Consider the following 26,487-nt stretch of genomic DNA (forward strand, 5'->3'; position numbering starts at 1 on the left):
CTCCCAACGCTCAATCACAGAGGACATCACCATGACCCGCAAAATCGCATTGATCACCGGCGCAAGCCGCGGCCTGGGCAAAAACACCGCGTTGCACTTGGCAGCTCAAGGCGTCGATATCATCGGCACTTACCACAGCAAGGCCGATGAAGCGCAGGCGTTGGTCGCCCAGATCGAACAACGGGGCAGCCGCGCGGTGATGCTGAAACTCGACGTGAGCCAAAGCGCGACCTTTGGCGATTTCGTCGGCGAGGTTGCCAGCACACTCAAGGATGTTTTCGCACAGGATCACCTCGATTTTCTGATCAACAACGCCGGTATCGGCATTCACGCCAGCTTTGCCGACACCACCGAAGCGCAGTTCGACCAACTGGTAGCGATTCAATTCAAAGGCCCGTTTTTCCTCACCCAGAAGCTGTTGCCACTGATCCGCGACGGCGGCCGCATCCTCAATATCTCCAGCGGCCTGGCGCGTTTCAGCCTGCCCGGCTACGCCGCTTACGCCGCCATGAAAGGCGCCATGGAGGTGCTCACCCGCTACCAGGCCAAGGAACTGGGTGGGCGTGGCATCAGCGTCAACATCCTCGCCCCTGGCGCGATTGAAACCGACTTCGGCGGCGGCGCGGTACGCGATAACGCCCACCTCAACGCAATGGTCGCCAGTAACACTGCACTGGGCCGCGCCGGCTTACCGGACGATATCGGCGGGGCGATTGCCAGCCTGCTGGCCGACGGTAGCCACTGGATCACCGGCCAGCGGATCGAGGCCTCGGGCGGTATGTTTCTGTAGGAGTTTGTCGCGCAGCACGTCATACCCCCAGTGATACACATAGGTGTACGGCAGGAAGAACAGCAGTACACCGATGTCGAGCATAAACGCCTGCATCAGGCTGATATTCAGCCACGCCGCGATCAGCGGCACGGCCACGATAATCAGCCCGCCTTCAAACATCAGCGCATGCAGCACCCGCGTCCAGCCACCTGCGGCGAGTTGCAGGCGCACCTTGAGGCGGTCGAACAGGCTGTTGAACACGATGTTCCAGGTCAATGCCAGCAGGCTCAGCCCCAAGGTCACCGCGCCCATTTCCAGGGCCGGCCTGCCGGTGATCCACACCAGCAGCGGTGTACACATCAACAACGCCAAGCCTTCAAAGCCCAGGGCTTGGCAAACGCGTTCAGTAATCGACTTGGTAGGGCTCATAACCTGCGCTCCATGAATGACGAGGGTTGCCATGATCACGCCCTGACTCGATACTTCATAACCAATAACCATCGACCAAGGCGATAGACATGGCGTCCAACGAAGTGCTGCAAGCGTTTGTCCAGGCGGCCACCCAAGGGTCGTTTTCCGCCGCGGCGCGCAAGCTGGGCAAGAGCCAGTCCACCGTCAGCGCGGCAGTCGCGAGCTTGGAGATCGACCTGGATGTGGTGCTGTTCGATCGCAGCAGCCGCAAGCCGACGTTGACGCCAGCCGGCCATGTGCTGCTGGAACGGGCCGAGCAGGTGCTGGAAGCCAGCAGCCGCCTGGAACTGGCGGCGAGTCAGTTAGCCCAGGGGTTGGAGCCGAGACTGACGATTGCGATGTCGGACACGTATCAATCGCAGCGTTTTGAAACCGCGATCATTGCGTTCGCCGAGCGTTACCCCGACCTCGAACTGGAATGGCTGATCGCCGAATGCGACGACCTGATCGACCTGGTGCAAAGCGGCCGGGCGCAGATTGCGTTTATCGAACAGCAGGACGTCTACCCGCCTGACCTGACGCGCTCGCCGGTGCAGGAGCGCACCGAGATCGCGTTGTTCGTGTCGCCGCAACATGCCTTGGCCAGCCTCGACAGCGTCGACCACCAGACCTTGAAACACCATCGCGAATTGCGCTTGGCGAGCATCGTCAAACCTTACGACAACCGCGCCGCTGGCCGGGTCTGGTCCGCCGCCAGTTACCTGATGTTGATGGAGATGGCCCAGCTGGGTTTCGGCTGGGCGCCCCTGCCCCGCTGGCTGGTCGAGCGTTTTGGCAACGCCAGCCTGCAGGAACTCAAGGTGCGCGGCTGGCCACGCTCGGTCACGGTGGATGCGTTGTGGTCGCGCCAGCATGCACCGGGGCCAGCAGGGAGTTGGTTGTTGGCCACGATGCTGGAGTGAGTCCTCTGGACAATGAAGACAGTGTGGGAGCGGGCTTCATTGTCTGGGGGATTGGAGTTCGGCCAGGCGTTGTTCGAGGAAGCGTCTTTCCGGGATTTGCTGGGTAAGTGACAGGGCTTTTTCGTAGGCCGTGCGCGCCGCTTCGACACGCCCCAGTTGCCGACAAAACTCGCCCCGCGCCGAATGCGCCAGGTGGTAATCCTGCAACTCGCCGCGCGCCAGAATCTGCTCTACCTGCTGCAACCCCGCCAGCGGGCCATCGCGCATGGCCACCGCTACGGCGCGGTTCAGTTCGATCACCGGTGACGGCATTGTCCTGAGCAGCACATCGTAGAGCCCGACGATTTGCCGCCAGTCCGTCTGGTCTGCACGTGTGGCTTCGGCATGCACCGCCGCGATGGCGGCCTGCAGGCCATACGGGCCAAAGCGCCGGGCGCTCAGCGCCTGTTCCGCCAACGCACAGCCTTCGGCGATCAGGGACGCATCCCACAGCGAGCGGTCCTGTTCATCCAGCAGCACCAATTCGCCACTCGCCGAAGTGCGCGCCGAGCGTCGGGACTCGTGCAACAGCATCAGCGCCAGCAGCCCCATGACTTCCGGCTCGGGCAGCAACGCCATCAACAGACGCCCCAGGCGGATAGCTTCGCGCGTCAACGCTTCACGGGTCAGGTCAGCGCCCATGGAGGCCGAATAGCCCTCGTTGAACACCAGGTAAATCACGCGCAACACGCTGTCGAGACGCTCGGGCAGCTCCGCCAGGGACGGCACCTGATACGGAATTGCGGCCTCGCGGATCTTGCCCTTCGCCCGCACGATACGTTGGGCGATGGTGGCCGGCGTGGCCAGAAACGCCCGCGCGATTTCCTCGGTGGTGAGGTCACAGATCTCGCGCAAGGTCAGCGCCGCCTGAGCGTCGGCCGCCAGCGCCGGATGGCAGCAGGTGAAGATCAGGCGCAGGCGGTCGTCTTCCACGTCTTCATCACTCCAGTCAGCCGCCTCCAGCGCATCGGCCTGCGCCTGCAGCAACGGGGTAAAACGCGCCTGGCGGCGCAGACGGTCGATGGCCTTGAAGCGCCCGGTCGAGACCAGCCACGCGCGTGGGTTGTGCGGCACACCGTCCAGCGGCCAACGTTGCACCGCGACGAAAAACGCTTCGTGCAGGGCTTCTTCGGCCAGGTCGAAGTCGCCGAGCACGCGAATCAGCGTCGCGAGCACACGCCTTGATTCGCTGCGGTAGATCGCCTCGACCGAAAGGGTCAATCGCGCATGCCTTGGGTGACCAGGGTTACCAGGCGGTCGAGACTCTGACCCCAGCCATCGTGAAAGCCCATGGCTTCGTGGGCCTGTTTGTCTTCGGCACGCCAATGCATGGCGCGGGCGGTGTAGAGGGTCTTGTTGCCCTCGACCTCCTGCAGGGTCACTTCGGCGGTCATGAACGGCTTGCCCGACGGAATCCAGCCCGGCGTAAAGGCGTCGGTAAACACCAACCGCCGTGGCGCGACGATCTCCAGGAACACGCCCTGGGTCGGGTATTCCGCACCGTCGGGCGCACGCATCAGGGTGCGAAACAGGCCTCCGACCCACAGGTTCATTTCGCACTCGGGGGTGGTCATGCCGTGGGGGCCCCACCATTGCTGAAGCAAGGTGGGCTCGGTCCAGGCACGGAACACGCGGCTTCGCGGTGCATCGATCACGCGGCTGATGGACAATTCAAACTCGGCAGGTTGCGTAGACATGGGGTAAACCTCTTGAGTCTTATGGTTGTTGTTCAGAGATTCAATTCGCGCACGGGGCGCACTTCCACACTGCCGACCCGGGCGGCCTGAATGCCGCCGGCCACCAGGATCGCTTCGTTCAGGTCCCGCGCCTCGATCAGGTAGAAGCCGGCGAGCTGCTCCTTGGTCTCGGCAAACGGCCCGTCGGTGATCGACACCTTGCCATGGCGCATGCGCACGGTGGTGGCGGTGGTGACCGACTCCAGCGCTTCGGCGGCCAGCATGCGCCCACTGCCGTGAACGGACTCTGCATAGGCATGGCATTCCGGGTCCTTGGGGCTGTCGGGCAGACTGTGCAGCAACGCTTCGTCGCTGTAGACAAGGCACAGGTATTTCATGACGTTCTCCGTTTTCGGACTACTGACTATAGATCGCGATGGTCAAGGTTTCAGGTCGAACAGACCGGTGCCGGTTTCCATGTCGAAAGGTGCAGACCAGTGCTCATGCACCACTTTCCATTGGCCATTGATGCGCTGGTAACCGGCGGTCACGCGCATCCAGCAGGTTTTAAGCACGCCATCCGGCCCGGTGCCACCACCGTGGGCGAGCCAGTGGGCAAAGGCGCTGTCGTCGGCGGCGACGATATGCAGCTCATGAAAGTCAAACACGCTGGGGCCGGGGCAAAACTCCATGCAGGCCTGCCAGTGCGCCTGGTAAGCGGCCTTGCCCTTGAATTGCAGGGCGCTGACGGCGTCGAACGCGACGATATCGTCGGCGTAGAAGCTGACAATCTTCTCGACATCCTTGGCGGTGACGGCGTGTTTCCATTGTTCGATCAGGGTGTTGATGGCAGTGCTCATGGTGATACTCCTTCGGGAGGAAAAGCGCGGAATACACCCTTAATCGAATAAGCCAGCGGCAAATCGACAACCCACTGAAAAATAATTTCGCCCCCGGCAAACCCGCTAGAATCCACGCCTCTTTGTAGGATTTCGGATGCGCCACTGATGGAAACCCGCCTCGTCCCCTATGAGACGCTGAGCCTTGTGCAGAAACAGCACCTCGACACCCTGCAAGTGCATCCCGAGCAACTGGCGTACTCCGGCGATATTTACTGTGCGCTGAACAGCCTGCTCGTCAACCCCAACCCCAACGCCATCAAAGGCTTCGCCCTGCTCGCCGACGACCTGCCCGTGGCCTTTCTGCTGCTCAAACGCCCACCGTGCCTGCCCCATTGGGCGGATGAGCACAGCGCGACCTTGCATGCGTTGCAGGTGGATCGGCATCAACAAGGGCGCGGGTTCGGTAGGGCCTGCTTGCAGGCGCTGCCGGCGGCGGCATTACAGGCATGGCCGCAGATCAAGGGCCTGGAATTGTCGGTGGACGCGGACAATGTGGCGGCGATGGGGTTGTATCTCAGGGCTGGGTGGGTCGACAGCGGGGAGGCGTATAAGGGGCGGATTGGGTATGAGCGAAGGTTGAGGTGGGTGGTTGCCAAGTGAATCTTGACGGCAAGCCAATGTAACGCAAACATGACACCTCTCAAGCTATGTAATGGTTACGTGACATGGATGCTTCACTCATCACGCAGAGGCTCGCCAAGCAGATTCGTGCGAAGCGTCTCAGCCAAGGTTTTAAGCAATCAGATCTATCCAAGCTAGCGGGCGTTACTCGCCAGAAACTAATAGAGATCGAGCAAGGCAGTATGTCCGTTTCAATGGGTGCCTATTCACGCGTGATGGCAGCCTTAAGCAGTGAGGTAATACTGGTAGCGGCACGTTTGCCAATGCTTGAAGAACTCGCCGAAATTTTCAAAGATTAGGCTTTTTGCCTTTTGCAAAGGTGACTCACATGCTGACAACCCTCGAACAACTCGAAACCCTCTACGGCCTCCCCCACGAGCGTGCCGTGCGCAAGGAAATCCCGTTTCTCAACGAGGACTACCAGGCCATGGTGCGGGCGTCGCCGTTGGTGGTGGTGAGTTCGTCCGGGCCGGACGGCATCGACGGTTCGCCGCGCGGCGATGTGCCTGGGTTTGTGCGGATTGTGGATGAGCGCACCTTGGCGATTCCGGACCGGCCGGGGAACAATCGCGTGGATACCTTGCGCAACTTGGTGCAGGACCCGCGGATTGCGTTGCTGTTCATCATTCCAGGGGTTGGCGAAACCTTGCGCGTGAACGGCCGGGCGCAGATTTCCATCGAGCCTGAACTGCTGGAGAGTTTTGCGGTGAATGGCAAGCCGGCGCGGTCGGTGATTCTGGTGCAGGTGGAGGCCGCGTATTTCCACTGTTCCAAGGCGTTTGTGCGCTCGGACTGCTGGAACCCGGAGAAACACTTGGACCGCTCGGCGTTGCCGTCAGCGGGGGCGTTTCACAAGCGGCTCAATGATGGGCAGTTTGATGCCGAGGCGTATGACCGAGAGATGCCGGAGCGGGTCAGAAGTACGTTGTATTGATGTCCCGTAGGAGCCGGCTTGCCGGCTCCCACAAGGGTCGCGGTCAGCCTCTTTCGCCTACCGGCAACCAGATTTCCACCGTCCCGGTGCCCTTGCGCCCGTCAAAATCGGCACTGTAGCGCTCGAAATCCGCGCCCATCACCTTGTAACCCGAATGCGGCAGCCATTCGAACATGATGCGCTCGTACGTTTGTTCCAGTGCCTGCACCGGCCCGTAATGCGGGAACACGGCATAGTTGAGCGGCGGAATCTCGATGGACTCGAAGTTGCTCGGTACGTCGCCCTTGGTCGGGACCTCGACACCGGCCATGTAGTCGAATTCGCCATGCTTGGGGTTGTGGCAAACACCATACGTCACACCGCCAACCCGTTTCTTGATGTCCTTGATGCAGGTATCGAACAATTCCCACAGCCTGGGGATATCCCCCACGGTGGCCTTTGAGTAACGCCCTTGCACCCCGGCGATCACCAGGGCTTTACCGGCTTCCATGCGTGGCTCTAACGGTTGTTTTGTCTGCTGATCCATACGAACAGTCTCCTTCTTATGAGGGTACAAACCCGTATCGAGTATAGGGGCATATCCGCGCTGGACTCCATGCAGAAAATTTTCCTACGCATCTGGACAACTGGCCATCATCGACCGTATTGTCTGCCCCGCAGGCCACCGCAGTGGCCGACGTCGCTCGGACGGTTCCGGGCGCTTACGTACTCTCGAGGCAACAATGGCAGACCAAGGTTCGCCGCGCCGCTTTGCGCGCATAGATCGACTCCCCCCTTACGTTTTTAATATCACTGCCGAGCTGAAGATGGCTGCGCGTCGGCGCGGCGAAGACATCATCGACTTGAGCATGGGTAACCCGGACGGCGCCACTCCCCCGCATATCGTGGAGAAAATGGTCACCGTCGCCCAGCGTGAAGACACCCACGGCTACTCCACGTCCAAAGGCATTCCGCGCCTGCGCCGGGCGATTTCGCGCTGGTACAAAGACCGTTATGAAGTGGACATCGACCCCGAAACCGAGGCCATCGTCACCATCGGTTCCAAGGAAGGCCTGGCGCACTTGATGCTGGCCACCCTGGACCAGGGCGACACGGTGTTGGTGCCGAACCCGAGCTACCCGATTCACATCTACGGTGCCGTGATTGCCGGCGCCCAGGTGCGATCGGTGCCGCTGGTGCCCGGCGTGGACTTCTTCGACGAGCTGGAGCGGGCGATTCGCGGCTCGATCCCCAAGCCAAAGATGATGATCCTCGGCTTCCCGTCCAACCCCACCGCGCAGTGCGTGGAACTGGACTTCTTCGAGCGCGTGATTGCGCTGGCCAAGCAGTACGACGTGCTGGTGGTGCATGACCTGGCCTACGCCGACATCGTCTACGACGGCTGGAAAGCCCCGTCGATCATGCAGGTGCCGGGCGCCAAGGACATTGCGGTGGAGTTTTTCACCCTGTCCAAGAGCTACAACATGGCCGGCTGGCGCATCGGCTTCATGGTCGGTAACCCGGAACTGGTCAACGCCCTGGCGCGGATCAAGAGTTACCACGACTACGGCACCTTCACCCCGCTGCAGGTGGCGGCGATTGCGGCGCTGGAAGGCGACCAACAGTGCGTGAAAGACATCGCCGAGCAGTACCGCCAGCGCCGCAATGTGCTGGTCAAGGGCCTGCATGAGCTGGGCTGGATGGTGGAGAATCCGAAGGCGTCGATGTACGTCTGGGCGAAGATTCCCGAGCAGTATGCCGCCATGGGGTCGCTGGAGTTTGCCAAAAAATTGCTGCTGGACGCGAAGGTGTGTGTGTCCCCGGGGATTGGCTTTGGCGAGTATGGCGATGACCATGTGCGCTTTGCGCTGATCGAGAACCAGGACCGCATTCGCCAGGCGGTGCGGGGGATCCGGGGGATGTTCAGGGCGGATGGGTTGGCCCAGAAAGCCTGACCCGATCCACCTGAAGAAATGTGCTCAAACTGTGGGAGGGGGCTTGCCCCCGATGGCAGTGGTTCAGTCACCGGATGCAGTGACTGACACTCTGCTATCGGGGGCAAGCCCCCTCCCACATTTGATTGGGTGACCCCATGGGATGCTGCGGTGTGGCTTACACCACCAACGACAGCAACATGATGAAGATCAACGCCACGACCGACAGAATGGTCTCCATCGCCGTCCACGTCTTGAACGTCTCAGCCACGGTCATGTTGAAATACTGCTTCACCAGCCAGAACCCCGCATCGTTGACGTGAGACAGAATCAACGACCCTGCCCCCGTTGCCAACACCAGCAGTTCACGGTTAACGCCTGGAATCATCCCCACCACCGGCACCACGATGCCCGCGCCGGTAATGGTTGCCACGGTGGCCGAACCGGTTGCCACGCGAATCACCGCCGCCACCAGCCACGCCAGCAGGATCGGGTTGATCTGTGCGTTTACCGCCATGTGGCCGATCACGTCACCCACGCCGCTGGTCACCAGCATCTGCTTGAAGCCACCACCGGCACCGATGATCAGGATGATCGCGGCGGTCGGCGCCAGGCTGGCGTCGAGCAGCTTGAGGATCTGCTTGGAATGGATGCCCTGGCGATGGCCAAAGGTGTACAGCGACAGCAGCAACGCCAGCAGCAACGCGGTGATCGGGTGACCGATCATGTCCATCCAGTTGCGCACCACGTTGCCTTCGGCAAACGCGATGTCGGCGAAGGTTTTCAGCAGCATCAGGAACACCGGCAGCAGCACGGTGACCAGGGTGATGCCGAAGCTCGGCAACGACTTGTTATCGGTCTCGCGGGCCAGTTGGTCGACCAGTTCCTGGGACGGGTTGCCCGGGATGTACTTGGCGATGAACGTACCGAAGATCGGGCCGGCAATGATGGCGGTCGGCAAGGCGACGATCAGGCCGTACAGGATGGTCTTGCCGATGTCCGCGCCAAACACGCCGATGGCCAGCAGCGGGCCGGGGTGCGGTGGCACCAGGCCGTGTACCGCCGACAGGCCGGCCAGCAGCGGGATGCCGATCTTGATCAGCGACACACCGGTACGGCGCGCGACAATGAACACCAGCGGGATCAGCAGCACAAAGCCGATCTCGAAGAACAGCGGGATGCCCACCAGGAACGCGGCGAACATCATGGCCCACTGGACCTTGTCCTTGCCAAAGGCGCGGATCAGGGTCTGGGCGATCTGATCGGCGCCGCCGGACTCAGCCATCATCTTGCCGAGCATCGTGCCCAGCGCGAGGATGATGCCGACAAAGCCAAGCACCCCGCCGAAGCCGTCCTGGAAGGCCTTGATGATCTTGTCCACGGGCATGCCCGAGGTCAGGCCGAGGAAACCTGCGGCGATGATCAACGCAATAAAGGGGTGAACCTTGAACCGGGTGATCAACACGATCAGCCCGATGATGGTGACGACTGCATCTAACAGCAGGTACGACTCGTGGGACATGCCAAACATGGGGGGTCTCTCCTGTTTGTTGTTGTTATTAAAGCGGGTGTTGAATTTCCTGCCGGGGATAGCGCTATCTTTTCCGGCAAAAAATTATTTGGATGGTTCAAAACCGTGTTTCAGCCACCAGGCATTGGTCTGCTCGGCCAATTCCTCGACGCTGTCTTCGCTGGCGTTGAGGGCCAGGGTCAGCGGCTCGCCTTTGGGCGACTCAAGGGTGGCGAACTGGCTGTCGATCAGGCTTGCCGGCATGAAATGGCCGGGGCGATGGGACACGCGGTCAGCGGCCACGGCGCGGGTCAGTTCCAGGAAGACGAAACCCAGGCCCGGCGCGGCTTCGCGCAGGTGGTCGCGGTATTTCTTTTTAAGCGCTGAACAGGTGAGTACGGGATGCTCGCCCGCTTTCAGCGAACGACGCAGTTCATCGCACAGGATGTCGAGCCAGCCGGCGCGGTCGTCGTCGTTGAGGGGGTGGCCGGCGCTCATCTTTTCGATGTTGGCGGCGGGGTGAAAGCTGTCGCCTTCAATGGCGGTCGCACCGTTCAGGCGGCACAGGGCCTCGCTGACGCTGGACTTGCCACAGCCGGAAACACCCATGATGACCAGGGCGGTAACAGGTTGACTCATGGAACACCTCAGGACGCAGATAGCGCTACCTTTGCACGCTGTAAGGCTAGTGCAAAAACAGGCTTTTCCCGCGCCGTCTTGTCTTTTTTTATGGAGTGACGCGTGCATCCGCTCCAACGCGTTGAACAGGATCAGGCAACCCTTTGTTCAAGAATTTGCAGCCCTTTGGAGACAGCGCTACCTTAGTGCCTCGATTTTTGTTTGGCAAGCCGCCTGATGACCTCTAAGAACGATAAAAAAATGCGCACTACCGGTCGCCCGACCCTTAACGAAGTCGCCCGCCTGGCCGGCGTCAGCCCGATTACCGCCTCCCGTGCCCTACGCGGCATCAGCACCGTCGCCACCGAACTGGTGGAAAAAGTGCAACACGCCGCAGCCGAACTGAACTACGTGGTCAACCCCGCGGCCCGCGCCCTGGCCTCGGCCCAGAGCCATTCGGTGGTGGTGCTGGTGCCGTCGTTGTCCAACCTGCTGTTTATCGAAACCCTCGAAGCCATCCACCAGGTACTGCGGCCCAAAGGCTTTGAAGTGTTGATCGGCAACTCCCACTATTCGCGCGATGAAGAAGAAAACCTGCTGCGCAACTACATGGCCTACCAGCCACGCGGTTTGCTGCTGACCGGGTTTGATCGCACCGAAAGCGCCCGACGGATGGTCGAGGCCAGCAATGTGCCGTGCGTGTACATGATGGACCTGGACCCGAACGCCGGCGTGAACTGCGTGGGGTTCTCGCAGCTGGCGGCGGGCGAGACCGCGGCAGCGCATTTGATCTCCCGTGGGCGCAAGCGCCTGGCGTACATCGGTGCGCAGTTGGACCAACGCACCTTGCTGCGTGGCGAAGGTTTTCGCCGAGCGCTGCAACAGGCCGGCCTGTACGACCCGGCGCTGGAATTGCTGACGCCGCGCCCCTCCTCCGTGGGCCTGGGCGGCGAGTTGTTTTTACAGTTGCTGGCGGCGCATCCGGACGTGGACGCGATCTTCTTCGGCAACGACGACCTGGCCCAAGGCGCGCTGCTGGAAGCCTTGCGCCATGGCATCAAGGTGCCGGAGCGTGTGGCGGTGCTGGGCTTCAACGACTTGCCGGCGTCGTCGTTCATGGTGCCGCGCCTGAGCAGCATCAGCACCCCACGTGAAGCGATTGGCCGGCGGGCGGCGGAGCATTTATTGACGATCATGGCGGGCAACAAGATCGCCAAACCGGTGGTGGACATGGGGTTTGAGTTGCAGGTGCGGGAGAGTACGTAGGACGCCTGTAGGACGCAGCTGACATTGCGGTAAGCGCCTTGCCCGGTTGCCTACGCTTACGTCAGAATCCGCCGGCTTGTGCGCCTGGGTGGGGGTCTCTAAGGTTGTCTGGTCGCTGAATTTCTCGGTGATCGGGTTTAGTAGCCCGCTTCCTCACACAAGATGCATGAGCCTATCGATGCTTGATGGTGGCTGTGCGCAGGGCGCCTTCGGGTGCGCCGGGTTTGTGTGGGATACCGGTCTACTAACCTGCGTACAGCTGCCACCCTCGTTTAGTAGCGATGAGGTATCAGCCCATATCAGGTACTTCACTCATGCACAGCATCCCCACGCACACGCTCTTCACTGTCATCCCTGACACCTCCACAGAAACCCTGCTGATCAACAGCTACGAAGCCGTATGTTCCGTCAGCACCTTGCTGCTCGACCTCTCCGATGACCTCAGCGGCAAGCACCGCGATGTGGCCCTGGCGATTTACCAACTGAGTGAACTGAGCATCTTGCTGCTAGGAAAAGCCGTGGACCAGCACACACCAAGCTGCTGAAGGAAGGCTGCGTGCGTTTAACAATTGATTGCCCCTGCAGGACAAAGTCCAAGTTATTGCGTCAGAAAGCCCACTATAAAATCTCAGTACGTTAGCCCAGTCAAATACAATAAAACACTGTGATTTCTGACAGTAGACGTGATACCGATAATACGGACTAATAAGCTTCCTGACTCCCAATATGCTCAGGACCAAACGTTTATTTAAACCGGAGGAAAGCAATCATGACCGCTGGCATTCCACACACACCCGACATCAACATCAAAACTAAAAAGGCTAAAGGGCACTTTGATATTGAAGCGTCTCCGATCGGAGCTTTTTTTACTAACGATGTAATTATGACCAAGGGACAGGGCATACTTCGCTTAACCGGCACTCATATTCACTCAAACGAAAGCATTCGAGTCACTGTGTATATCGGCGATGGGCCCGGCTCTTTCGAGGGTGAGATCGTAAGTGATGACGTACCTCCTTGGGGTTTTTACGATATCGACACTACAGGCTACCAGGCTTCACGCGGGAAGGTTAAATCAACCTATATTCCTAACCAACTGCATGTAACGCTGGAATTCAGTTTTTTTATAAACATAAAAGGACAGGAGCACGAAGTTAAAGGTGAGGCCAACATTCAATACTTTGATGAACTATAACAACTTCTCACACATTGAGTCTTCTCAGCCAACCGGCTCTCTATAACACTCTGGGCCGGTTTCTTTCATAGGCACAGTTTCCGCGCAACTCGCTCTTATACGTGCTCCCTGCTACATTGGCCACTGCACATTTCCACCGCCAGGGAAGCACCATGGGCCACTCACTGAAAATCTTGGGTCGCACGTCCTCCATCAACGTGCGCAAAGTACTCTGGACCTGCCAGGAACTGGGCATCGACTACCAGCGCGAAGACTGGGGCATTGGCTTCAAGCCCACCCAGTCCGACGAATTCCTCGCCCTGAACCCCAACGCCCAGATCCCCGTATTGGTCGACGACCACGGCGTGCTGTGGGAGTCCAACACCATCTGCCGCTACCTCGTGAACCTCTACCAACGGCATGACCTGCTGCCCGCCGAACCCGCGCCACGTGCCAGGGTCGAGCAGTGGATAGACTGGCAAGCCGTCGAACTCAACCGCGCCTGGGGCGATGCCTTCACAGCCCTGGTGCGCGGCAACCCGGAGGGTCTGGACGCGACGCAGATTGCCGCCGCCGTGCAGCGGTGGAACGACAAGATGGGCATTCTGGAACGCCAGCTGACCAAGACCGGTGCCTACGTGGCCGGCGACGAATTCACCCTCGCCGATATCCTGATCGGCCTCTCGGTGCACCGCTGGCAAATGACGCCCATGGAGCGCCCGCCCTACCCCGCCATCGCGGCGTACTATCAACGCCTCAGTCAGCACGCTGGCTTCAAGGCCTTTGCCCTCGACGGTCACAACTAAACCAAGGACGACACCGTGAAAGGACTCAACGTACTGCTGACCGGCGCCTGCGGCAGAATCGGCAAGACGTTTTTCGAAGGCTCGAAAGACCGCTACCGCTTCACCCTCACCGATCGCATCGCGCCGGATTTCGACGTGGGCCAACACCGCTTCGTGCACGCCGACCTCAGCGATCAATCCAGCCTGGTTGCCCTGCTCGACGGCATCGACGTGATCGTGCACCTGTCGGGCATCCCCCATGCCAGCGCCTCGTTCGACGAGTTGCTGCCCAACAATATCCTCGCCACGACCTACCTGTTTGAAGCCGCTGTGAACGCCGGGGTAAAACGCCTGGTATTCGCCAGCAGCGCGCAAACCATCGAAGGCTACCCGGTGGATCGCCAGATCACACCCGGCATGCCCGTGTTGCCCGCTAACCTGTACGGTGTGAGCAAATGCTACGGCGAAGCGTTGTGCGGCTACTACGCGGCAAAAACCCCGCTGTCGACGATTGCCCTGCGCATCGGCGCCTTCGAGTTCCCCGAAACCCACGACCTGAACAACGCCCGCGACCTCAGCGCGTGGCTCAGCCCCCGTGATGCGGTGCAGTTGCTGCAACGTTCGGTGGAGGCCGAGGGCGTGAAGCACTTGATTGCCCATGGTATTTCCAATAACCGCTTCAAGCGCTTGGATTTGAGCGAGACCACGCGGGTGCTGGGTTACCATCCCCAGGATGACGCGTTTCAAACATTCGAGATTCCGATCACTTATTGAGTTTCCCCATGCCCACACTCTCCAGTACCGACGGCATCGACCCCCTCCGCGCCGCCCACATCAGCGCGCGCATTGACCGTCTGCCCGCCGTCGCTACCGTTTGGCGCTTGGTGGCGCTGCTGTCGATTGGTGGTTTTTTCGAGCTGTATGACCTGTTCCAGACCGCCTACATCAGCCCCGGCCTGATCAGCGACGGGATTTTCCACACCGGCAGCGAAGGCGTGTTCGGCTTCTCGGACCAGGCGGCCTTCGCCTCTGCGACCTTCCTGGGCCTGTTCCTCGGCGCCAGCCTGCTCAGCCCCATCGCCGACCGTTTTGGGCGCCGGGCAATCTTTACCTTTGCGTTGATCTGGTACACCGTCGCCACCGTGTTGATGGGCATCCAGACCTCTGCCTTGGGCATCATCTGCATGCGTTTCCTGGTGGGCATCGGCCTGGGCATCGAGCTGGTGACCATCGACGCCTACCTCTCGGAACTGGTGCCCAAACGCATGCGCAGTTCGGCGTTTGCCTTTGCGTTTTTTATCCAGTTCCTGTCGGTGCCGGCGGTGGCGCTGATGTCGTGGTGGCTGGTGCCGCAGGCGCCGTTCGGCATCTCGGGTTGGCGCTGGGTGGTGCTGTCGAGCGCCGTGTTCGCGTTGTTTATCTGGCAACTGCGCAAACGCCTGCCGGAATCACCGCGCTGGCTGGCACAGAAAGGCCGCTTTGACGAAGCCGGGAAGATCATGGACAACTTGGAAGCGCGCTGCCGAAAGGATCACGGCAAACCGCTGGACGAGCCCGAACCGCAAGCCGTCAGCGTGCACGGCAGCGGCCGCTTTGCCGACATCTGGCAACCGCCATACCGCCGCCGCGCGTTGATGCTGATCGTGTTCCATGTGTTCCAGGCCATCGGGTTCTTCGGCTTCGGCAATTGGCTGCCCGCACTGCTCTCAGGCCAGGGCGTCAGCGTGACCCACAGTTTGCTCTACGCCTTCATCATTACCCTCGCCTACCCGCTGGGGCCGTTGTTATTCGTGAAGGTGGCCAACCGCTTTGAAAACAAATGGCAAATCGTCGGCTCGGCCCTGGGCGCCGTGATCTTCGGCAGCCTGTTTGCCCTGCAAACCACGGCGGTGGGGCTGGTGATCTGCGGGGTGATGATCACCTTCTGCAATGCCTGGCTGAGCTTCAGTTATCACTCGTACCAGAGCGAACTGTTCCCGACCAACATCCGCGCACGGGCGGTCGGGTTCTGTTACTCGTTCAGCCGCTTGTCGACGGTGTTCAGCAGCCTGTTGATCGGCTTTATCCTCGAACACCTGGGCACGCCGGGCGTACTGGCGTTTATTGCCAGCAGCATGTTGATCGTGATGATCACCATCAGTTGGTTCGGGCCACGCACGCGTAACCTGGCGCTGGAAAATATCGCCCACTGATGACGACGCAACCATTGGTCGTAACTGTTATTTCTGACAGTGGACCTGCGGCAGTTATGGGCGCCTGATTTGCGCAGGGCTTGCGACACAGCTCTGTCAATTCACCAGTTAATAAACAAGGACGGCGCCATGACAGACTCCCAAATGGAAAGTAACCATAGGAACCCCACAAATGGGAAATTCACAGCACAACTCGTGAGAGGTAGTTTGGTTCTTGAATACAGAGCCGATGAAATCAGCTTAAGAAGAATGGCCTTCCGCTACACATTGGACACGACTCAGAGAGGTAGCGATGTCGTTTATATGGAATTCCATCTCCCACTTGGAATTACCGGAAACCGCGACAAATACGACATCACCCCCGGCGGCCCAGTGACCGCTACCTGCGATTTAAAATACGCCTCCGACCCTCAGCAGATCCGTTTTCAAGCGACAGCGGGGCAAATTACGTTTTTTGAATTTAATACCAACACTGGAAAAGTTTTCGCAAGGTTCTACTTCAGAGCCAGTGACACATATGGAAACTCCTTAGAAGTCAATGGTGGGGAGATGGATTTGACTGGAATTGGCGTTCTAGATAACAACCAAGCCATCACACCACCACACACTGAGTGATGCCGTGAGACAGCCGCCAACGGCAAGAATTGGCCGCAAACAGGACAGTTCTTGCCTTAGCGACATAGATACGCGCCCTAATTCCAGGCGTTCACACCCGGCACGCTATTTGCTCCTCCTGAGGCACCGAACATTTCCCCAGGTGACCGATCATGCTGGTTAACAACAACACCCAAGCCGTGTCGACCCTTCAACAGATCAAACGGCCCGACATGGACCCCGCCAACGCCGCCGCCAGCGCGCTGTACAGCGGTGCCTTGCAAGCTGCGCAGCAAAGCGTGACCGTGCCGGCCGCGCAGAAGGAGTTGGACAAGGCGACTGACCGTATCGACGAAGCCTTCGCCAAGACCCGCGTGCAGTTGCAGACCACCACTGAGGCCGTTACCGCCTCCACGGCGACAACAGACGTGCCGAAAACCGGTTCGACCACCAGCACGGCGCGGTCCGAGTTCACCGATTACATGAGCAAATCCCCGGCCGAGCGCATTCGTGAGCAGTTGCTCAAGGAGCAGGGTTTGACCGAGGCGGATGTGCAGAACATGTCGCAGGAAAAGCAGGACGCTATTTCCAAGCAAGTGGCGGAACGCTTGAAGCAGCAGCAAGAGCAGCAGGTAGCTGCAAAGACCACTGACCCGCAGGCGCGGGCGGTAAAAGAAACCCTGGCCGCGATCTAAGCCCCTTAGCCTGTAGTGAGCGGGCTTGCCCCGCGCTGGGGGGCGAAGCCGCCCTAAAACCAGTCGCCGCATTCTGCCTGACAGAATGCGGCGTTTTTATTGGGGCGGCTTCGCCCCCCAGCGCGGGGCAAGCCCGCTCACTACGCAAAGCGTGCTCGGGGTTACTGCAACTGCAACGTCGAATTGAACTGCCCGATCGCATCCACCACATGCCGTGAGCCTTCCTGAATCTCCAGGATCACCTGCCCCGCTTCGTTCGCCAACTCTACACCCAGCCCTGTGCGGCTCAAGCTCGATTGCATGCTCGACACGGCGCTCAGCGACAGGTCGTGATTCTTGCGCACCACATCAACAATTTCCACCGTCGCCTGGCTGGTCCGCCCCGCAAGGCTGCGCACTTCGTCGGCCACCACTGCAAACCCGCGCCCATGCTCACCGGCCCGCGCCGCTTCAATGGCAGCGTTGAGCGCCAGCATATTGGTCTGCTCGGCAATGCTGCGGATGGTCTGCACAATGGCGCCGATGATGTCCGACTGCTTGCTGACCGCGTCGATACTCACGGCCGCCTGGTTCAGGTCGAGGGAGATTTCTTCGATGATCTGCACAGTTTGCTGCACCACTTCCGACCCCTTACGGGCGCAGGCATCGTTTTGCACCGAGGTGGCGTGAGCCGAGTCAGCGGCGCTGCGCAGGGTGGTGACTTGGTCGGTGATGTCGCTGGCGAACTTCACCACTTTGTACAAGCGGCCATTGGTGTCGAAGATCGGGTTGTAGGAGGCTTCCAGGAACAGCGTCTTGCCGTATTTGTTTTTGCGCTCGAAGCGGTGCGAGTGGTACTCGCCGCGGTTGAGGGACGCCCAGAACGCCTTATAGGCGGGCGACTCCACTTCGCTGCGGTGGCAGAACAGGCTGTGGTGCTGGCCGACGATCTCATCCAGGGAGTACTGCACGGTTTTCAGGAAGTTGTCGTTGGCGTTGAGGATCTGGCCCTGGGCCGTGAATTCGATCACCGCCATAGAGCGGCCGATGGCGTCGATCAGGCTCTGGTTTTCATGCTCATGGTGAACCCGTGCGGAAATATCCGACGCGACTTTGATCACGCTCAATACGTGATTGTCTTTGTCCAGCACCGGCATGTAGCTGGCTTCGAGCCAGACTTCCTGGCCCTGTTTGTTCAAGCGCATAAAGGTGCCACTGAGCGCCTCGCCCCGCGCCAGGTCACGCCAAAGCTTGGCGTAGGCGTCGGTTTGGGTGTAGGCCTCGTCGCAAAAAAGGCGGTGATGTTTGCCGCAAATCTCCTCGGCGCTGTAGCCCATGGTTTTGCAGAAGTTGTCGTTGGCGTCGAGGATCACGCCACTGGGGTCGAACTCGATCATGGCCATGGAACGGCTGATGGCGGCGAGTTTGGCGTTGGATTCAGTGAGTGCGCAGGAGAAACGTTCGATTTGTTGCAGGTCGGATTTGTGATGGCGGTTGAACATGGTCAGATCACCCTTGATTACCGGCGCCCAGAAGGCGCATTCCATTCATTTGTTGGCTATTGCTGGCACACCTTCATGGGGAAATAACCATCCAAATCGCTTTATATGCCAAGCGTCATCAACGGTTCTGGGTGAGCATAGACACGGCTTGGCGCTATGCAAGGCCACTAGTCAGCCAGCATTTTTAACAATGCGCCGGCAGCAGCGGAGGGCGGACAGTGTTGCGCTGCGACCAGGGAGAACTCGCGGTGCACGGGCACGGCCAGTGGCATCACCCGCAGGCCCTGGCGTTGGGCTGGCAGGGTCATTTCCGGCACCAGGGTCACGCCGACACCTTCGCGAACCAGGCTGAAGGCACTGCTCCACTCGCGCACTTCCACGCGAACATCACTCAGCGTCAGCCCGGCATCAGCGCCCAGGCTGCGCGCATTGGCGGTGCAGCCACCAGTGGCCAGTACAAAGGGCTGTGCCAGCAATTCCTCCAGCGTCACCGTGGCCTGCGCCGGACGTTGGGCCAGCGCGTGCTGCACCGGCAACACCGCCAGCCAATTGTCCCGCCCCAACACCGTGGCATTGCGCCCAGGATGGGGGTTGAGCACTACGCCGAAGTCGATCAGGCCTGCGTCGAGCAACGTGTTCACTTCGTTGTCAGTGACTTCAAGGGTGGTGACCTCTATACCGGGGTGAAGCTGCGCGAAGCGTTGTAACAACGGAGTGAGAAAGGCCACCAGCACCATGGGGAAACTTGCAATGCGAATACTCCCACGCAGCATGGGCCTGGCTTCGTCCACGGTGCTGCGAATCGCCTGCAAGGCTGCGAGCATCACCCGCGCCTGCTCGACCACACTCAAGCCCAAGGCAGTGGGCAAGGTCTTGCGCGGCTCGCGGGTAAACAGTTGCGCACCCAGTGATGCCTCCATACCGGCCATGGCCTGGCTGGCGGCGGATTGGGTCATGCCCACATGCTCGGCGGCGGCGGTGATGCTGCCGTGATCGGCCACCGCCACCAGCAGGCGCCAATGCATCAGGTTCATCATGGCAGTAGCGATCCTTATGGCAGGGGTCTGAAGGTTTAATTTTACGCAAGGTGCCACGCCCACGAGACTGGCGCAAATTCAACGGAGCTGCCCCAGATGAAACTGTATTTCGCCCCCCACGCCTGTTCCCTCGCCCCGCATATCGTCCTGCGCGAATTGGCGTTGCCGTTCGACCTGGTGCGGGTTGATAACCAGGCCAAAACCACCGCCGATGGCGAGGATTTCCTGCAGATCAACCCCAAGGGCTACGTCGCCGCGCTGAGGCTGGACGATGGCCAGGTGCTGACCGAAGCCAGCGCGATCCTGCAGTACTTGGCCGACCTGAAACCCACCGTCGGACTGGCCCCGGCCAATGGCAGCTGGGAGCGCGTGCGGTTGCAGGAATGGCTGAATTTCATCGCGACCGAAGTGCACGGCGGGTTGGCGGTGTTCTTCAACGATGCCATCCAGGGCGAGGTGCGTGCCCTGTTCCAGGCCACCCTCTTCAAGCGTTTCGCGGTGCTGGTGCAGACGCTGGAACACCAGGATTATCTGTTGGGCACCGCATATTCGGTAGCGGACGCCTACCTGTTCGTGGTGCTGCGCTGGGCAGGGTTTCACGCTATTGATCTGGGCGAGTGGCCGGCGCTGGCGGCGTTTCAGCAGCGGATCGGCGCACGGCCGGCGGTGATTGCGGCCCTGGCAGCAGAAAGCCGATGAACTAAAATGCAATCAACCTGTGGGAGCGGGCGTGCTCCCACATTTGATCGGCTTCGCTGCAGAGAACCGGTTTCAAGCGGCCATTTGGGGCTTACGGTAGAGGCTGGGAAATCTTGCAGAGGGTTTGCTTTCAAGCGTGTCACTCAGTGACCGAACAGGCCTGTCTCAGTTTTCTTGGCTTTTTTGTCGGCGCGTTTTTCATCTGCGGTCTTTGCCGGTTTCTTCTTCGCGGCTTTCTTTGAATCCATACCTTTGGCCATGATGCGTGCTCCACTGACAGGGGATGTAGCAGTGGGTATACCACCTATTGCAAGACAGAAGGCGCTTATAATCCCCGGTCCTTGATAACGCTTGCCTGAACACCATGCCCCCATTGCACATCGAACCGCTGGCAGAGCCGCTTTGGCCGTTGCTGAATAAATTTTACCGCAGCCACAATTCGCCGATGAAGGCGCTCAAGGGCGGGCGTTTGTGGGTGGCGCGCGATAGCGAGATTGTCGCGGGTCTGTGCCTCACACCCGTGGTCGGCGGGCAGTGGCTGACCGGAGTGTTTGTTGATCCGGCCTATCGCGGCCAGGGGCTGGCGGCGCAGGTGATCGCGGCGGCGGTGGCCGATGTCGAAGGTACAGTGTGGTTGTTGTGCCATCCGGACTTGGAGGGGTTGTATCAGCGCATGGGGTTCAGTCAGGACACGCTGTTGCCGCAGTCTCTCAGCGAACGGCTGGTGCGCTACAAACGCAACAAACCGATGATCGCGATGGGCTTAGATCGTTTGGTGAGGTCGACCTCGGATAATGTGTGATCCGAGCGTACAGGGCCCATGCTAGCCTCGGCGGCACAGTGGCCCTTTACAGGATGATCATGAAAACCACACTCGCAGCTCTGTCCCTCACCGCCCTGCTCGCCCCGGTTTTAAGCCAGGCAGCCGACGCCAACTTCACCGCCCAGCAGTACCAGAGCGTGCTCGCCGGCAGTTGGCGAGACCCGGCCAACAGCGCCCGCGACGGTTATCGCCATCCGCAACAGACACTGGCGTTCTTTGGCTTGGGCGCCAAGCAAACCGTGATCGAGATCACCCCCGGCGGCGGCTGGTACAGCGAGGTGCTGGCACCGCTGCTCAAGGATCACGGGCATTACATCGCGGCGGTGCAGGCCGCGAGCAGCAGTGCCTATGCGCGCACCTCGGAAGAGAACCTGAAAAAGAAATTCGCGGCTGACCCTGTTCGGTACGGCAAGGCTGAGGTGGTCGAGTTCGACCCCAAGGCGCCGGTGTTCGGCAAACCCGCTTCGGCAGACGCCGTGCTGACATTCCGTAATGTGCATAACTGGGTCGCGGCCGATACCGCAGCGAAGACGTTCAGTGCCTTCTACACCGTGCTGAAACCGGGTGGCGTGCTGGGCGTGGAGGATCATCGGGCCAAGGAGGGGGCCGATCTGGACGCAATCAAAGACAGCGGTTACCTGACCACGGCCCAGGTGGTGAAACTGGCGACGGATGCCGGGTTCAAGCTGGCCGGACAGAGCGAAATCAACGCCAACCCGAAAGACACCAAGGACTATCCGGCCGGGGTGTGGACGTTGCCGCCGACATTGAAATTGGGGGAGCAGGATAAGGCCAAGTATGTGGCGATTGGCGAGTCGGATCGGATGACGTTGCGGTTTGTGAAGCCGGCCAAATAACCCGACTTGAAAGGCATTCCAACGGTGGGAGCGGGCTTGCTCGCTCCCACCGTTCGGTCTCATTGGGCCTGAACGCTAGGCGTCGGCCGTGGGATCCATGTCCGGAAACATCACCTCGATAAACCCGAATTTGCTGAAGTCAGTGATCCGCGACGGGTACAACCGGCCGATCAAGTGATCGCACTCATGCTGCACCAACCGCGCATGAAAACCATCGGCAAACCGCACGATAGGTTCGCCCTTCGGATCAAACCCTTCATAGCGAATCTGCTGGTAACGGCTCACCGCGCCCCGCATGCCGGGCACGGACAGGCAGCCTTCATACCCCTCTTCAAGCACCGGGCCCAGCGGCGTGATCAGCGGGTTGATCAGGATCGTCTGCGGCACCGGCGGGGCGTCCGGGTAGCGTTCGCTGGCCTCGAAACCGAAGATCACCAATTGCAGGTCAACGCCGATCTGCGGCGCGGCCAGGCCGACGCCGCCCACGTGTTCCATGGTCTGGAACATGTCATCGATCAATTGCCACAGTTCGGGGCTGTCGAACATTTCCGGCGGAACCGGAGGCGCGATACGCAGAAGGCGTTCGTCGCCCATTTTCAGGATTTCACGGATCATCGATCAGACTTCGTCAGGGGTGGGCTTGGAATGGTCCCGGCCAAGGCCTGAGACGTGCTGTTTTTCAACGGTGTGGCCGGGTTCATCGAACTCTTTTTCGCCAGGGTCCTTGCCCTCGGCGGACATGTGCTCGATCACCGCATTCATCTCCGCGCCCAGCAACAGCACGGCCGCAGAAATGTAGAAGTACAGGAGCAACACGATGATCGCACCGATGCTGCCATACATGGCGTTGTAGTCGGCAAAGGTTTTGACGTAATAACCAAAACCCAGGGAGGCCACGATCCAGACCACCACGGCCAGCACCGAACCTGGGGTGATAAAGCGAAATTTCTGCTCGACGTCCGGCATCACGTAATACATGAGGGCCACGGCAAACATCAGCAGGATCACGATCAACGGCCAGCGCACGATGGTCCACAGGGTGACCACGAACTCCTGCATGCCGATCTGCCCCGCCAACCACTCCATCACCTGCGGGCCGAGCACCATCAACGCTGCAGCGGCCAACAGCATGCCGGCGATGCCGACGGTGTAGAAAATCGACAGCGGAAAGCGCTTCCAGATAGGCCGACCTTCGACCACGTCATACGCGGCGTTCATCGCACTCATCATCAGACGCACGCCGGCCGAGGCCGTCCACAGCGCAATCACGATACCCACCGACAGCAGGCCACCCTTGGATTGCTGCAACTGGTCGATCACCGGGTTGACCTGCTCCAGGGCCTGGGGCGGCAACACCAGCTCGGACTGCAGGCGCAGCCAGGTAAAGAAGTCCGGCAGGTGCAGGAAACCGATCAGGGCAATCAGGAACAGCAGGAAGGGAAACAGCGAGAACAGCATCTGGTAGGCCAGCGCCGAGGCGTAGGTGGGCATCTCGTCATCGACAAATTCCTTGACGGTGCGCACCAGCACTTTGTGCAGCTTGAGGCCTTCTAGTACCGGGAAAATCATAGCGTCTCCTTTCGCCGCAAAAGGAAGGTTCGTGGGCGACTCAGGGGCCGTTTTCTACATCAAGGTAGCCTATTTGGCGACCTTGAAACAATTTCGAAACTTTAACCGCATCAGGTGACACAAAAACGGCCATCCGTGGATGGCCGTCGGGCTGCGTGAAACCAGCCAGCGATTCAGGCTTACTTGGTCGCTTTTTTCACGGCGTCTTTGGTATCGCCGACAGCTTTCTGAACTTCGCCTTTCTTTTCCTGCACCACGCCTTCAGCGCGCAGTTTGTCGTTGCCGGTGACTTTACCGACGCCTTGCTTAATGTTGCCGACCGCTTCGTTCGCTACGCCTTTAACCTTATCGGATGTACTGCTCATGGTATTTCTCCTGAAACAATCGATGGTTTTTGGTCATTACGTAAAGATTGACCTGAGGCCGTTCGGCAGAGTTTCAATTATTTTTGCGCAGGCATTTCATCGCCGGTTGCAGGTTTGGCTTTATGTTTTGCGGCCAACCCACGAGAATGCCCGGCACATTCAGGCTATAACGCTGAATAACAGATCCCGTAGGAAGGTTATGAAACTCAATAAAGCACAGGCCATCGCCCGCAGAAACACTGAACTGGGAGGTGCCGTACTCGGCGTCAACAACTGCCACTTCACCGACCTGGACAGCAAACGCAACATCTGGTGGTTCGACTTGCCGGTGGTGCGGATTGGCGTGGGCCAGTACGAGTGGATTCATCTGTTGATGCATAACGCCGAGACCGACCAGTTGCTGCATCTGAAGGTGCCGACGGTGTTCCTGCGCGAGAATCTTGAAGGCCTGGTGGTGCGCAACGCGGGCAAGCGCAAGCCGGAGATCACCCTGGAGCTGAGCGCGGATAAGGATTCGTTCTTGAAGGATGTGCGCCCTGCAGGCGCCGGTGTGAGCTTCGCGCAGTTCGCCCTGTAGAAAACGCATAAAAAATGTGGGAGGGGGCTTGCCCCCGATGCCGGTGTGTCAGCTGCAGATTGCTGACTGATACACCGCTATCGGGGGCAAGCCCCCTCCCACATGGGTATAGCGTTACTTTTTCAGACCGAGCTTCTTCAACTCTTCATCGCGCAACTCACGCCGCAGGATCTTGCCTACGTTGGTGGTCGGCAACGCATCGCGGAACTCCACGGCCCTGGGCACTTTGTAGGCGGTGACGTTGGCGCGCATGTGCTCCATAACCTGCTCCTTGGTCAGGGTTGCGCCTGGCTTGACCACGATAAACAGCTTGATGTGCTCCCCGGACTTCTCGTCCGGCACGCCGATGGCCGCGCACTGCAGCACCCCCGGCAAGCCCGCCAACACGTCTTCCAGTTCGTTGGGGTACACGTTGAAGCCCGAGACCAGGATCATGTCTTTCTTGCGGTCGACAATGCGCATATAGCCGTCGGGCTGGATGATCGCGATGTCACCGGTCTTCAGCCAGCCTTCGCTGTCGAGCATCTCGTCGGTGGCTTCCTGGCGCTGCCAGTAGCCCTTCATCACTTGCGGACCCTTGACGCAGAGCTCGCCGGTTTCACCCAGTGCGAGTTCGGTGCCGTCGTCGGCGATGACTTTACACACGGTGGACGGCACGGGAATGCCGATGGTGCCGATCTGGATGTGCTGGATCGGGTTCACGGTAGCCACGGGGCTGGTTTCGGTCATGCCGTAGCCTTCGCAGATGCCACAGCCGGTCACGGCCTTCCAGCGTTCAGCGGCTGCCAGTTGCAACGCCATGCCGCCCGACAGGGTGACTTTCAGCGCGGAGAAGTCCAGCTTGCGGAAGGCTTCGTTGTTGCACAGCGCGACGAACAGGGTGTTCAAGCCGACAAAGCCGCTGAACTTCCACTTCGACAGCTCCTTGACCATCGCCGGCAGGTCGCGCGGGTTGCTGATCAGGATGTTGTGGTTGCCGATCAGCATCATCGCCATGCAATGAAAGGTGAACGCATAGATGTGGTACAGCGGCAGCGGCGTGATCAGGATCTCGCAACCTTCGTTGAGGTTGGAACCCATCAGCGCCTTGCATTGCAGCATGTTCGCGACCAGGTTGCGGTGAGTGAGCATCGCGCCCTTCGCCACGCCGGTGGTGCCACCAGTGTATTGCAGCACGGCTACATCGCCGCTGGCCGGGTTGGCGTCGCTGACCGGTTGGCCATGCCCCTTGGCCAACACGTCGTTGAACTTGATCGCCTTGGGCAAGTGAAACGCCGGGACCATTTTCTTCACGTACTTGATGACGCTGTTGATCAGCAGGCGCTTGAGCGGCGGCAACAGGTCAGCGACTTCAGTGACGATCACGTGCTTGATGGCGGTCTTGGGCACGACCTTTTCCGCCAGGTGAGCCATGTTGGCCAGGCAGACCAAGGCCTTGGCCCCGGAGTCGTTGAATTGGTGTTCCATTTCCCGCGCGGTGTACAGCGGGTTGGTGTTGACCACGATCAGGCCGGCGCGGATGGCACCGAATACGGCAACCGGGTACTGGAGGACGTTGGGCAACTGCACGGCGATGCGGTCGCCGGGCTTCAAGTCGGTATGTTGCTGCAGGTACGCGGCGAAGGCGCCGGACAATTCATACAATTCACCGTAGGTGATTGTCTTGCCCAGGTTGCTGAAAGCCGGTTTGTTGGCGAAGCGCTGGCAGGACTGCTTCAGTACCGCCTGAATATTCGGATACTCGTCTGGATTGATTTGTGCAGCAATCCCGGCGGGGTACTTATCCTTCCAAAAGTCTTCGTTCATGGAAGCCCACTCCTCAGCGACGTCAGCGACGCGAATTCATCATCGCATTTGATGCGATTATTATTGGTGTATGTTTTTTTAGGTGAATCTGGCGCTTTCAAGCAGGCCGAGACGTCACAAAGCGCGCCGAGAGTAGCAGCTTTGCCAAGGGCCGCCTAGAGCCAAAGAAGGGCCCCACGGTCATAAACACGACTGTCCTACAATAATTG

Annotated in this window: 32 protein-coding genes and 1 pseudogene; 18 read left to right on the forward strand and 15 right to left on the reverse strand. The window is 59.8% G+C overall.

Going from position 1 to position 26,487, the window contains the following annotated elements:
* Positions 1-31 precede the first annotated feature (31 nt).
* A complete protein-coding gene (locus BM403_RS12845) occupies positions 32-790 on the forward strand; it encodes an SDR family NAD(P)-dependent oxidoreductase (protein WP_093543138.1) in 759 nt (252 codons plus the stop codon).
* Here BM403_RS12845 and BM403_RS12850 read toward each other — a convergent pair.
* Complete coding sequence (locus tag BM403_RS12850; RefSeq protein WP_093543140.1) at positions 689-1,201, reverse strand: multidrug/biocide efflux PACE transporter; 513 nt, start codon at positions 1,199-1,201, stop codon at positions 689-691. The two genes, BM403_RS12845 and BM403_RS12850, sit on opposite strands and share 102 nt — an antisense overlap.
* Positions 1,202-1,290: 89 nt before the next feature.
* Between BM403_RS12850 and BM403_RS12855 the strand changes: the two genes are divergently transcribed.
* Positions 1,291-2,145 (forward strand): LysR family transcriptional regulator, encoded by an 855-nt coding sequence (locus tag BM403_RS12855; protein ID WP_015885515.1) that lies wholly within the window; start codon positions 1,291-1,293, stop codon positions 2,143-2,145.
* A 36-nt stretch (positions 2,146-2,181) separates the two neighbouring features.
* On the opposite strand, the gene BM403_RS12860 is transcribed toward BM403_RS12855, so the two are convergent.
* Genes BM403_RS12860 through BM403_RS12875 form a run of 4 tightly spaced genes read right to left on the reverse strand, consistent with a single transcriptional unit; the run spans position 2,182 to position 4,720 of the window.
* Positions 2,182-3,405, reverse strand: a complete 1,224-nt coding sequence (locus BM403_RS12860) for an RNA polymerase sigma factor (RefSeq protein ID WP_093543142.1) — start codon at positions 3,403-3,405, stop codon at positions 2,182-2,184.
* Entirely contained in the window at positions 3,402-3,881 is a 480-nt protein-coding gene (locus BM403_RS12865; protein ID WP_046036465.1) for an SRPBCC family protein, read from the reverse strand. The genes BM403_RS12860 and BM403_RS12865 overlap by 4 nt, the downstream gene beginning before the upstream one ends.
* A gap of 32 nt (positions 3,882-3,913) precedes the next feature.
* A complete protein-coding gene (locus tag BM403_RS12870; protein ID WP_093543145.1) occupies positions 3,914-4,258 on the reverse strand; it encodes a YciI family protein in 345 nt (114 codons plus the stop codon).
* Between the two features lie 42 nt (positions 4,259-4,300).
* Positions 4,301-4,720 carry a YybH family protein gene (locus BM403_RS12875; RefSeq protein ID WP_093543147.1) on the reverse strand — a complete coding sequence of 140 codons (420 nt, stop codon included), beginning with the start codon at positions 4,718-4,720 and terminating at the stop codon, positions 4,301-4,303.
* A gap of 147 nt (positions 4,721-4,867) precedes the next feature.
* Here BM403_RS12875 and BM403_RS12880 point away from each other — a divergent pair, with 147 nt between their 5' ends.
* The 3 genes from BM403_RS12880 to BM403_RS12890 all read left to right on the forward strand — a co-directional run bounded on the left by BM403_RS12880 (position 4,868) and on the right by BM403_RS12890 (position 6,317).
* Positions 4,868-5,362, forward strand: a complete 495-nt coding sequence (locus tag BM403_RS12880) for a GNAT family N-acetyltransferase (RefSeq protein WP_015885520.1) — start codon at positions 4,868-4,870, stop codon at positions 5,360-5,362.
* 65 nt (positions 5,363-5,427) lie between these two features.
* On the forward strand, positions 5,428-5,682 hold the full coding sequence (locus BM403_RS12885; RefSeq protein ID WP_043205788.1) for a helix-turn-helix domain-containing protein: 255 nt from the start codon (positions 5,428-5,430) through the stop codon (positions 5,680-5,682).
* 29 nt (positions 5,683-5,711) lie between these two features.
* A complete protein-coding gene (locus tag BM403_RS12890) occupies positions 5,712-6,317 on the forward strand; it encodes a pyridoxamine 5'-phosphate oxidase family protein (protein ID WP_064053690.1) in 606 nt (201 codons plus the stop codon).
* 43 nt (positions 6,318-6,360) lie between these two features.
* Here BM403_RS12890 and BM403_RS12895 read toward each other — a convergent pair whose 3' ends face one another.
* On the reverse strand, positions 6,361-6,843 hold the full coding sequence (locus tag BM403_RS12895) for a GyrI-like domain-containing protein (protein WP_093543149.1): 483 nt from the start codon (positions 6,841-6,843) through the stop codon (positions 6,361-6,363).
* A gap of 196 nt (positions 6,844-7,039) precedes the next feature.
* Between BM403_RS12895 and alaC the strand changes: the two genes are divergently transcribed.
* Positions 7,040-8,251: an alanine transaminase gene (alaC, locus tag BM403_RS12900; protein WP_015885523.1), complete on the forward strand. Its 1,212-nt coding sequence runs from the start codon at positions 7,040-7,042 to the stop codon at positions 8,249-8,251.
* Positions 8,252-8,408: 157 nt separating this feature from the next.
* On the opposite strand, the gene BM403_RS12905 is transcribed toward alaC, so the two are convergent.
* On the reverse strand, positions 8,409-9,761 hold the full coding sequence (locus BM403_RS12905; protein ID WP_015885524.1) for a GntP family permease: 1,353 nt from the start codon (positions 9,759-9,761) through the stop codon (positions 8,409-8,411).
* Between the two features lie 84 nt (positions 9,762-9,845).
* A complete protein-coding gene (locus BM403_RS12910; protein WP_015885525.1) occupies positions 9,846-10,379 on the reverse strand; it encodes a gluconokinase in 534 nt (177 codons plus the stop codon).
* 213 nt (positions 10,380-10,592) lie between these two features.
* On the opposite strand from BM403_RS12910, the gene BM403_RS12915 reads away from it, so the two are divergent.
* The 8 genes from BM403_RS12915 to BM403_RS12950 all read left to right on the forward strand — a co-directional run bounded on the left by BM403_RS12915 (position 10,593) and on the right by BM403_RS12950 (position 17,064).
* Positions 10,593-11,624, forward strand: a complete 1,032-nt coding sequence (locus BM403_RS12915; RefSeq protein ID WP_162471082.1) for an HTH-type transcriptional regulator GntR — start codon at positions 10,593-10,595, stop codon at positions 11,622-11,624.
* A gap of 314 nt (positions 11,625-11,938) precedes the next feature.
* Entirely contained in the window at positions 11,939-12,169 is a 231-nt protein-coding gene (locus BM403_RS12920) for a DUF6124 family protein (RefSeq protein ID WP_043205792.1), read from the forward strand.
* Positions 12,170-12,393: 224 nt separating this feature from the next.
* A complete protein-coding gene (locus tag BM403_RS12925; protein ID WP_093543151.1) occupies positions 12,394-12,819 on the forward strand; it encodes a hypothetical protein in 426 nt (141 codons plus the stop codon).
* Positions 12,820-12,971: 152 nt separating this feature from the next.
* Entirely contained in the window at positions 12,972-13,604 is a 633-nt protein-coding gene (locus BM403_RS12930) for a glutathione S-transferase family protein (protein ID WP_093543153.1), read from the forward strand.
* Positions 13,605-13,619: 15 nt separating this feature from the next.
* Positions 13,620-14,357 carry an NAD-dependent epimerase/dehydratase family protein gene (locus tag BM403_RS12935; RefSeq protein WP_093543155.1) on the forward strand — a complete coding sequence of 246 codons (738 nt, stop codon included), beginning with the start codon at positions 13,620-13,622 and terminating at the stop codon, positions 14,355-14,357.
* Between the two features lie 8 nt (positions 14,358-14,365).
* On the forward strand, positions 14,366-15,775 hold the full coding sequence (locus tag BM403_RS12940; protein ID WP_015885531.1) for an MFS transporter: 1,410 nt from the start codon (positions 14,366-14,368) through the stop codon (positions 15,773-15,775).
* 129 nt (positions 15,776-15,904) lie between these two features.
* Positions 15,905-16,390, forward strand: a complete 486-nt coding sequence (locus BM403_RS12945; protein ID WP_043205795.1) for a hypothetical protein — start codon at positions 15,905-15,907, stop codon at positions 16,388-16,390.
* Between the two features lie 152 nt (positions 16,391-16,542).
* Positions 16,543-17,064, forward strand: a complete 522-nt coding sequence (locus BM403_RS12950; RefSeq protein ID WP_015885532.1) for a hypothetical protein — start codon at positions 16,543-16,545, stop codon at positions 17,062-17,064.
* Positions 17,065-17,225: 161 nt separating this feature from the next.
* Here BM403_RS12950 and BM403_RS32505 read toward each other — a convergent pair whose 3' ends face one another.
* The 3 genes and pseudogenes from BM403_RS32505 to BM403_RS12960 form a co-directional block, all read right to left on the reverse strand.
* Positions 17,226-17,795: a methyl-accepting chemotaxis protein gene (locus BM403_RS32505; protein ID WP_370636903.1), complete on the reverse strand. Its 570-nt coding sequence runs from the start codon at positions 17,793-17,795 to the stop codon at positions 17,226-17,228.
* A pseudogene (locus tag BM403_RS32510) lies at positions 17,769-18,590 on the reverse strand (PAS domain-containing protein); the annotation flags it as partial. The pseudogene BM403_RS32510 and the gene BM403_RS32505, both read right to left, overlap by 27 nt.
* 122 nt (positions 18,591-18,712) lie before the next feature.
* Complete coding sequence (locus tag BM403_RS12960) at positions 18,713-19,582, reverse strand: LysR family transcriptional regulator (RefSeq protein ID WP_093543157.1); 870 nt, start codon at positions 19,580-19,582, stop codon at positions 18,713-18,715.
* A 96-nt stretch (positions 19,583-19,678) separates the two neighbouring features.
* Here BM403_RS12960 and gstA point away from each other — a divergent pair, with 96 nt between their 5' ends.
* From gstA to BM403_RS12975, 3 genes are all read left to right on the forward strand, one after another.
* Positions 19,679-20,281 (forward strand): glutathione transferase GstA, encoded by a 603-nt coding sequence (gene gstA / locus BM403_RS12965; RefSeq protein WP_015885535.1) that lies wholly within the window; start codon positions 19,679-19,681, stop codon positions 20,279-20,281.
* A 364-nt stretch (positions 20,282-20,645) separates the two neighbouring features.
* Positions 20,646-21,083 (forward strand): GNAT family N-acetyltransferase, encoded by a 438-nt coding sequence (locus BM403_RS12970; RefSeq protein ID WP_093543159.1) that lies wholly within the window; start codon positions 20,646-20,648, stop codon positions 21,081-21,083.
* Between the two features lie 59 nt (positions 21,084-21,142).
* On the forward strand, positions 21,143-21,961 hold the full coding sequence (locus tag BM403_RS12975) for a class I SAM-dependent methyltransferase (RefSeq protein WP_093543161.1): 819 nt from the start codon (positions 21,143-21,145) through the stop codon (positions 21,959-21,961).
* A 75-nt stretch (positions 21,962-22,036) separates the two neighbouring features.
* Here BM403_RS12975 and def read toward each other — a convergent pair whose 3' ends face one another.
* The 3 genes from def to BM403_RS12990 all read right to left on the reverse strand — a co-directional run bounded on the left by def (position 22,037) and on the right by BM403_RS12990 (position 23,895).
* The gene (def, locus tag BM403_RS12980; RefSeq protein ID WP_015885538.1) at positions 22,037-22,576 is read right to left on the reverse strand and encodes a peptide deformylase; all 540 of its coding nucleotides are present in this window, start codon (positions 22,574-22,576) and stop codon (positions 22,037-22,039) included.
* 3 nt (positions 22,577-22,579) lie between these two features.
* On the reverse strand, positions 22,580-23,530 hold the full coding sequence (locus BM403_RS12985) for a YihY/virulence factor BrkB family protein (protein ID WP_015885539.1): 951 nt from the start codon (positions 23,528-23,530) through the stop codon (positions 22,580-22,582).
* 179 nt (positions 23,531-23,709) lie between these two features.
* On the reverse strand, positions 23,710-23,895 hold the full coding sequence (locus tag BM403_RS12990; protein ID WP_028617689.1) for a CsbD family protein: 186 nt from the start codon (positions 23,893-23,895) through the stop codon (positions 23,710-23,712).
* Positions 23,896-24,094: 199 nt separating this feature from the next.
* Between BM403_RS12990 and BM403_RS12995 the strand changes: the two genes are divergently transcribed.
* A complete protein-coding gene (locus tag BM403_RS12995; RefSeq protein WP_015885540.1) occupies positions 24,095-24,472 on the forward strand; it encodes a hypothetical protein in 378 nt (125 codons plus the stop codon).
* 114 nt (positions 24,473-24,586) lie between these two features.
* Here BM403_RS12995 and fadD1 read toward each other — a convergent pair whose 3' ends face one another.
* Positions 24,587-26,278 (reverse strand): long-chain-fatty-acid--CoA ligase FadD1, encoded by a 1,692-nt coding sequence (gene fadD1, locus BM403_RS13000; protein ID WP_046035476.1) that lies wholly within the window; start codon positions 26,276-26,278, stop codon positions 24,587-24,589.
* Positions 26,279-26,487: the final 209 nt, after the last annotated feature.

Source organism: Pseudomonas sp. OV546, assembly GCF_900116845.1.
GTDB lineage: Bacteria > Pseudomonadota > Gammaproteobacteria > Pseudomonadales > Pseudomonadaceae > Aquipseudomonas > Aquipseudomonas petroselini.